This is a genomic window from Mycobacterium sp. TH-M11 (genome assembly GCF_057473725.1).
In genome coordinates, this window is sequence record NZ_JBYCLD010000271.1 from 1 (window position 1) to 7,290 (window position 7,290).

The 7,290-nt window shown below is 66.4% G+C and carries 6 protein-coding genes and 2 pseudogenes; 3 read left to right on the forward strand and 5 right to left on the reverse strand.

The features are described 5' to 3' along the window. The 4 genes and pseudogenes from AC2VOG_RS11070 to ctaE all read right to left on the reverse strand — a co-directional run. Positions 1-178: pseudogene (locus AC2VOG_RS11070) on the reverse strand (cytochrome bc1 complex cytochrome b subunit); the annotation flags it as partial. After that, positions 175-1,347, reverse strand: coding sequence for a cytochrome bc1 complex Rieske iron-sulfur subunit (gene qcrA, locus AC2VOG_RS11075; RefSeq protein WP_486939942.1), 1,173 nt, complete (start codon positions 1,345-1,347; stop codon positions 175-177). The pseudogene AC2VOG_RS11070 and the gene qcrA, both read right to left, overlap by 4 nt. Positions 1,348-1,396: 49 nt before the next feature. Beyond that, complete coding sequence (qcrC, locus tag AC2VOG_RS11080; protein ID WP_486939947.1) at positions 1,397-2,233, reverse strand: cytochrome bc1 complex diheme cytochrome c subunit; 837 nt, start codon at positions 2,231-2,233, stop codon at positions 1,397-1,399. A gap of 59 nt (positions 2,234-2,292) precedes the next feature. Further along, on the reverse strand, positions 2,293-2,904 hold the full coding sequence (gene ctaE, locus AC2VOG_RS11085; RefSeq protein ID WP_486939943.1) for an aa3-type cytochrome oxidase subunit III: 612 nt from the start codon (positions 2,902-2,904) through the stop codon (positions 2,293-2,295). Positions 2,905-3,035: 131 nt separating this feature from the next. Between ctaE and trpD the strand changes: the two genes are divergently transcribed. Further along, a complete protein-coding gene (gene trpD, locus AC2VOG_RS11090; RefSeq protein WP_486939944.1) occupies positions 3,036-4,124 on the forward strand; it encodes an anthranilate phosphoribosyltransferase in 1,089 nt (362 codons plus the stop codon). On the opposite strand, the pseudogene AC2VOG_RS11095 reads toward trpD, so the two are convergent. Beyond that, positions 4,062-5,906: pseudogene (locus AC2VOG_RS11095) on the reverse strand (DEDD exonuclease domain-containing protein); the annotation flags it as partial. The gene trpD and the pseudogene AC2VOG_RS11095 sit on opposite strands and share 63 nt — an antisense overlap. Before the next feature lie 123 nt (positions 5,907-6,029). Here AC2VOG_RS11095 and AC2VOG_RS11100 point away from each other — a divergent pair. Together AC2VOG_RS11100 and AC2VOG_RS11105 are read left to right on the forward strand one after the other, a co-directional pair. Beyond that, on the forward strand, positions 6,030-6,281 hold the full coding sequence (locus AC2VOG_RS11100) for a hypothetical protein (protein ID WP_486939945.1): 252 nt from the start codon (positions 6,030-6,032) through the stop codon (positions 6,279-6,281). A 132-nt stretch (positions 6,282-6,413) separates the two neighbouring features. Then, the coding region (locus AC2VOG_RS11105) for an NlpC/P60 family protein (protein ID WP_486939946.1) at positions 6,414-7,290 on the forward strand (877 nt) is incomplete at its 3' end.

The window sequence follows — 7,290 nt, forward strand, 5'->3', positions numbered from 1 at the left end:
GCAGCAGCACGATGAAGCTGTACATCGCGATCTCGCCGAGCAGGAACGACCAGTGCGTCGGGAACACCTTGTTCAGCTGACGTCGGGTCGCGGCCGACAGGTGGTAACGCGAGTCGACGGCGTTACCCTGGCCGGCCAGGACGTCGCCGATGCTGGGGGGACTCAGTTTCGGACTCATGTTGTTTTGCGCTCCCAGAATGCCGGTCCGACGGGTTCGATGAAATCACCGTTAGCGACTAGGTACCCATCGGCGTCAATGGTGATGGGCAGTTGGGCCAATGCGCGCGCAGCCGGGCCGAAAATCGGCTTTGCGTAGTGCAGGGCGTCGAACTGCGACTGGTGGCATGGGCAGAGGATGCGATAGTCCTGCTGCTCATACAGTGATGCGGGACAACCCAGGTGCGAGCACACCTTCGTGTAGGCGAACAGCTCACCGAAGTTGAAGCTCTCCTGGCCCTTGCGTTTGACCACCTTCGGCAGGTCGATGGCCTTGATGCGGATCAGCATCACCGGGTTGCGGACGGCGGTGAGGATCCGCGTCAGCTTCTCGTGCGATTCGACGGTGGTGCCGTCACCGTCGGATTCGCGCCACGGGAACACCGTCTCCATGCCGCCGGCGTCGATGTCCTCGGGGCGCATCTTGATGAACGGCGCTCCGGAACCCTCGCCGGTCGCGCGGGCCAGATAGATGGTTTCGCCGTGGTAGCGCGGCGTCCACCCCGACGTCCACAGCACCGCCTTCTTGCCGTCGGCGGTCTGCACCACCGGCTTCCATGGGTTTTTGATCAGGCCGCCGGCGAAGGCGACCAGGGTGCCGAGACCGAAGACGCCGAGACTTGCTCCGAGCGACAGGCCGATTAATTTGCGTCGCCGCAAGGTCGAACCCTCGAACGCGTCGGTCAGGTTCGCGGCGACCGTCTTGCGGTCGATTTCGTCCGATCCGTCGCTGCCGTAATGGCGATCCTGGATCGAAATCTCTTCGGGAATGAATTTTTTCTGGAACAACACCGCCCCGATGGCGATACACAACACCGAGCCGCCGAACGTCAGCCCGTAGAGCGGGGTAGCTAGCGAGTACGCCAGGCTGCCTGACGATCCGTTCGGCTGGTATTCCCACGGCCAGAACAGGAACACCAACAGCAGCGCCAGGCCCAGCGCACCACCGAGCAAGAGCCACATGGCAACGAGGCGCTCGGCGCGCTTTTCGGCCCGGGTGCCCTCGACTGGCCAGCGCGGCTCCTTGAACACGGTCTCGACGCCGTCGAGCTTGCCGCCGAGCGCGACGAGTTCCTCGCGCGACATCGCGTTCAGTTCTTCGACGGTTGGCTTACCGCTGTCGTTCGTCATCGGCCGCCACTCCTTCTCGTCGCTACGTTCGGCATCGTTGCGACGCGCATCATGATCGAGCCCCGATCCACAGCGCCGCGCCGATGAGGGCGACCATCCCGACGATCCAGATGACCATGCCTTCGGGTGCGGGGCCGAAGCCACCCAGACCGTTTCCGCCCGGACTCTTGGCCTCGGTCACGTTCTTCACGTAGGCGATGATGTCCTTCTTCGCGTCGAACGAAAGCTGACGGTCGGAGAACTTGGGCATGTTCTGCGGCCCGGTGCGCATGGCGGCCAGGATCTGCTGCTCGTTGGCCTTCCCCAGGTCGGGGGCGAACTTGCCCGACGACAGTGCGCCACCCTTGCCGGTGAAGTTGTGGCACGAGGAGCAGTTCAACCTGAACAGATCGCCGCCGCGACCCAGGTCGCTGCCCCGCAGCGATGTCATCGCGATACTGCCGTCGGGGTTACGCAGCACGGCCGGTCCGCCACCATTGGCCTGCACGTAGGTGCCCAGCGCGTCGATCTGCGATTCGTCGAACGACGGCTGCTCTTGACGTTCCGCCTGAGCCTCGCCGCGCCTGGCGGGCATCCGGCCGGTGGACACCTGGAAGTAGACCGCGGCCTCGCCGACGCCGATCAGGCTCGGCCCGCGATCCGGCACACCTTGCAGGTTGGCGCCGTGGCACGTTATGCACGAGGTGTCGTAAAGCTGCTTGCCGTTGCGCAGCAGCGCCGATGACGACTCGTCGGCGACGGCCACCTGCGGGCTGGGAGTCAGGACCGCGGCAAGCCCGCCGGCGACCACGAGTGCTGACACCAGCAGCAGCCCAGCCGACAGCCGGCGGTGCAGGCGACGACGCGCCCGGTCACTCAGCGATCGGTTCAACCCCAGTTTCTTCAACCGAGCACTCCTGTTCTCTGCCCTGCTGGTCATTAGATGCTCGCTCATCGGATGCTCGCTCATCGGATGAAATAGATCGTGGCGAACAGCGCGATCCAGACGATGTCGACGAAGTGCCAGTAATACGAGACGACGATCGACGCGGTGGCCTGGGCGGGGGTGAACTTGCTCATCGTGGTCCGGACCAACAGGAAGATGAACGCGATCAGCCCGCCGATGACGTGTAGGCCGTGGAAACCAGTGGCTAGGTAAAACACGCTGCCGTATGCGCTGCCGTGGATGGTGGTCCCGTGGCTCACCAGGTGGAAGTACTCATAGCCCTGCCCGAGGACGAAGAACAACCCCATCCCGAACGTGAGCAGATACCAGCGGCGAAGCCCGAACACGTCGCCGCGCTCTGCTGCGAACACGCCCATCTGGCAGGTGAACGACGACGCGATCAGCACCAGCGTGACCGGCACCGCCTGGTAAAGGTTCAGCTCGGTCGGCGGCGGCGGCCAGTTGCCCGCCGCCTGCGCTCGCGCAGTGAAGTAGAACGCGAACAACCCAGCAAAGAACATCAATTCGCTGGAGAGCCACACTATGGTGCCCACACTGACCATGTTCGGGCGGTTAAGCGAATGTACTCGCGCCGTGATCGCTGTACCCGAGGTCCCTACCGCACTCGTCACGTCCGCAAGTATGACGCTTTGTAGTTGACGGCTGCTACCCGGGGCGGCAATTTGGCAGATGAAATTCCTGTCGCTTCGCCGCCGCCGCCCGGCCGCGCCGCCCGCTCGTCCATCGTGGGACCATTTGCGACGTGGCGGCGTCATCGTCGGGGCACTTTGAACGGCCCCCTGCAGCGGCGCTGACGTGGCCGCGAGTCCTGGAGGTGTTGACCTCAGGACACGATCTGCCGCGGGGGCAGGCCGGTTGGGCCATGGAGCAGATCATGACCGGGTCCGCCACGCCGGCGCAGCTCGCAGCCTTCGCCGTGGCGATGAAGATGAAGACGCCCAACTCGGCAGAGGTGGCCGAGTTGGCCGAGGTGATGTTGCGGCACGGCCGCCGGTTGCCTACCGAACGGATCGGGACCGACACCGTCGACGTCGTAGGGACCGGCGGCGACGGTGTCAGCACGGTCAACCTGTCGACGATGGCGGCGGTCGTGGTGGCCGCCAGCGGCGTTCCGGTGGTCAAACACGGCAACCGGGCCGCGTCGTCGCTGGCGGGCGGTGCCGACACGCTCGAGGCGCTGGGCGTGCGCATCGACCTGAGCCCCGACGATGTGGAGCGCAGTGTCGCCGAGGTCGGAATCGGCTTCTGTTTCGCGCCGCAATTTCACCCGTCGTACCGGCACGCTTCGCTGGTTCGACGTGAGATCGGGGTGCCGACTGTCTTCAATTTACTTGGGCCACTGACTAATCCGGGGCAGCCACGCGCGGGACTGATCGGCTGCGCGTTCGCCGACCTGGCCGAGGTGATGGCGGGAGTGTTCGCCGCCCGCCAATCCAGCGTGCTGGTGGTGCACGGCGACGACGGTCTTGATGAGCTCACAACCACCACGACGAGCACTATCTGGCGGGTGCAGGCCGGAACCGTGGACAAGCTGAAGTTCGATCCCGCGGGCTTTGGGTTCGCGCGCGCCGAACTCGATGACTTGAAGGGCGGGGACGCCGTCGCCAACGCAGCGGAAGCTCGTTCGGTGCTGGCCGGCGCCAAGGGCCCGGTGCGGGATGCGGTCGTGCTCAACGCCGCGGGTGCAATCGTGGCTCATGCGGGACTATCCAGCCGCGCCGAGTGGCTGCCGGCGTGGGAAGCCGGGCTCGGCCGCGCCGCCGAGGCCATCGACAGCGGCGCGGCCGAACACCTGCTCGCGCGTTGGGTGCGCTTCGGTCAACAACTCTGAGTCGCGGCAGGTGAAGGCATATTCGGCGGCTACCCGCGCCGAGCGGGCCGCGGCGGCCCACTCGGCCCACGGGCCGGCCGATCGCAGCGGCGAGCACCAACCGTCGTCGCCGCTGGTTCTCACGATGCGCACGTCGGGGGCCGACAGCCAGCGCGCGATCAGTGCCGTCTCCTCGACCAGTGCGCCACCTAACGGCGCCGACTGCGGGAGGACCACCTGCGCTGCGGCCTCGATCGCCTCGACCACGGGCATCGGCGGAACGCCGCGGCGGGCGGTCCCGGCCGCCGCCAGTTGGCCATGTCGGACGACGGCAAGCTGCCAGCCGCCGTCGCCGTCGGGGGCCGCGGCCACCAACTCCGGCAGCGCGGCCAGCGCACGCAGGCGCTGCCCGCGCCACAACACCTCGATGGCGGTGATCGTGTGGTCGCGCAGCCGGGCCGCGCTCTCGTAGCGCTGCCGCCCGGCGAGCTCGGCGATCCGCTGCGCGGCCGCCTCCAGCGCCGCGTTCTGCAGGCCGTCGATCAGCGCCGCGGCGCCAACCGCCGCCGGGCCGTATTGCGCCGCAGTGACGTCGCGGGCGGCGGGGCACGGTGAGACCTCGTGCTGCGGGCAGGCCGGACCGTGCAGCGCTGTGCGAGCCAATCGCTGGGTGCAGGTGCGTACACCGGTGAAACGCGCCAACAGGTCTGCGGTGTCGAGGGCGTCGGCGCGCGACCGGAACGGGCCCACCGCGCGGTTGTGGCGCGGCTTGCGCAGCACCGAAAACCGGGGAAAGGCCTCGTCACTGAGCACCAGCCACCACCACCGCTGCGGAAATTTCGATCGGCGGTTGTAGGGCGGGGCGTGGGCGTTCAGCAGCCGCAGTTCTCGCACCCCGGCCTCCAGCGCGTGGGCGCATTCGACGTGCTCGACTTTGGTTGCCAATGCCACCATCTCGTTAATCCGGGTCCGCCGGTCTGAACCATTGAAATATTGGTTGACCCGGCGCCGCAGGTTGACCGCGGTACCGACATAGAGCACTTCGTCAGACGGCCCGCGGAACAGGTACACCCCGGGCCGGCTGGGCACGTGTTGGGCGAGCAACCGTTTGCGGCGCTGCGCCGGCGGCACGTTGGGCAGATAGCACCGCAACTCGGCGAAGCTCTGGATACCCTGGTTGCCGACGCGTTCGATCAGTGCGTGCAGCACCTCGACGGTGGCGCGGGCGTCATCCAGCGCCCGGTGCGTCGGCTCGCTGGCAACGGCGAACAGCTTCGCCAGTGCAGCCAACCGCACGCTGGGCGCTTCTTCGCGGCTCAACACCCGGCGGGCCAACTGCACGGTGCACAGCGCCTGCGGCGGTTTCCATCGAATGCCGCACTGCTCGGCCGCGGCGCGCAGGAAACCCATGTCGAATCTCGCGTTGTGAGCGACCAGCACTGCGCCGTGGGCGAATTCCAGAAACATCGGCAACACCGCCGCGATTGTGGGTGCGTCGCACACCATCGCCGTGGTGATGCCGGTGAGCCGAATGATCTGAGGTGGAATGCTGCGCTGCGGATCGATCAGGGTGGCGAATTCGCCGAGCACTACACCGCCGCGAACCTTCACCGCGCCGATCTCGGTGATGGCATCAGCGGGTTGTCCGGCCCTGCCTGTCATCCGCCCGCCGGTGGTCTCCAGATCGACAACGACGAAAGTGGTTTCGCGCAGCGATATTTCGGTCGACCGGTCTAGGTCGGGGAGGCTCAGTTGCTCGGCGGGGGCGACCATGACGGGGACAGTAACCAGGTGCACCGACATTAGCGCACTCGTGAAATGTCTCGCATGCTGTGGTCGACCGGGAGCGCGCGCTCCACAACTTGTCGGTGCCTGCGGCTAGCTTCTCGGACAAGACCGATCGACAAAATGGAAGGGAGCAGCCAGATGGCGCTCAACAGCGAGCCCGACCGGGCGGCGGTAGCTCCGCCCGACTCGGCTGAATCCGTGGTCATCGACTGCGACGACTGCGCGGTGCGCGGTCCCGGATGTCGTGACTGCGTCGTGAGCGTGATACTCGGGGTACCGGAAACTTTGCTGGAAGACGAGCGCGCGGCGCTTGAGGTGCTTGCCGACGCGGGGATGGCGCCGCGACTGCGTTTGGTGCCGATTCATCGGCATCGGCCGGGCGTTGCCTAGGGGCGGCGGCGTGAAATCTTGCTGTTTTCTTAATATCTCAGAGTTGGACAACCTCGAAGTCGTTTCGTAACCTGTCTGAGACCTAAAGCAGATCCGGCTGTTTACGCCGATGGGTTTTAAGGATGCAACGCTTTGCGAAAAAGGCTTGAAGTTGACCGCGCTTCTTTGCGCGTCGCTCGGCGCTTGTCGATTGGAGTGCTGGCCGGATTCGCTGTTCTTTCCGGAGTGGTTGCCGGCAATGTGCTGGCCGATCCGGCCAACGACGCGATGGCAAAGCTCACCGAGCTGTCGCGGCAAGCCGAGCAGACCACCGAAGCGATGCACAGCGCGCAGCTTGACCTCAACAATAAGCTTGCTGAACAGCGCGCCGCCGAAAAGAAGCACGACGACGACCTGGCTGCGGCGGACGCCGCGAAGTCGAAGCTGGCTACCTTTCAATCCGGTGTGGACCGGTTTGCCGCGGCGATGTACATGGGCGGCCGCACCGACGGCCTGAACGCGATCATGACCGCCGAGTCGCCTCAGCAACTGATCGGCAAGCTGGCAGTGTCGCGGGTGATCTCCACCGCGATGCTGCAGCAGATGGCGGCCTACCGCGCCACCCGTGAAGAAGCCGCCAGAGCCGAGCAGGAATCGGCTAAGTCGGCGGCCGACAGCAAGAGGGCAGCCGAGCAGGCCGCCTCGGTGCGCGCCAACCTACAGTCCAAGCAGAGTCGGTTGCAGCTGCAGATCGGCATCGTGAAGTCGCAATACCTTGCCTTGAGCCCGCCCGAGCGCACCGCGCTGGCCGCGCCCGGACCTCCTCCGCCGCCGGCGGCACTGGCCGCCGCCACCGCACCCGCCCCCGACGCGCTAGCGCCCGGTTTAGGTCAGCCCGGTGGTCCCGGGTCTGGCTCCGGTCAGGGAGCGATCGCCGTTCAGGCCGCGCTGACGCGGGTCGGTGACCCTTACTCGTGGGGCGGCTCCTCGCCGGGTGGATTCGACTGTTCGGGCCTGGTGATGTGGGCGT

Excerpts from the sequence above, each read along its gene's own strand:
- qcrA (WP_486939942.1), bottom strand. The coding sequence starts at position 1,347 with ATGACGAACGACAGCGGTAAGCCAACCGTCGAAGAACTGAACGCGATG.
- AC2VOG_RS11100 (WP_486939945.1), top strand. The coding sequence starts at position 6,030 with ATGGCGCTCAACAGCGAGCCCGACCGGGCGGCGGTAGCTCCGCCCGAC.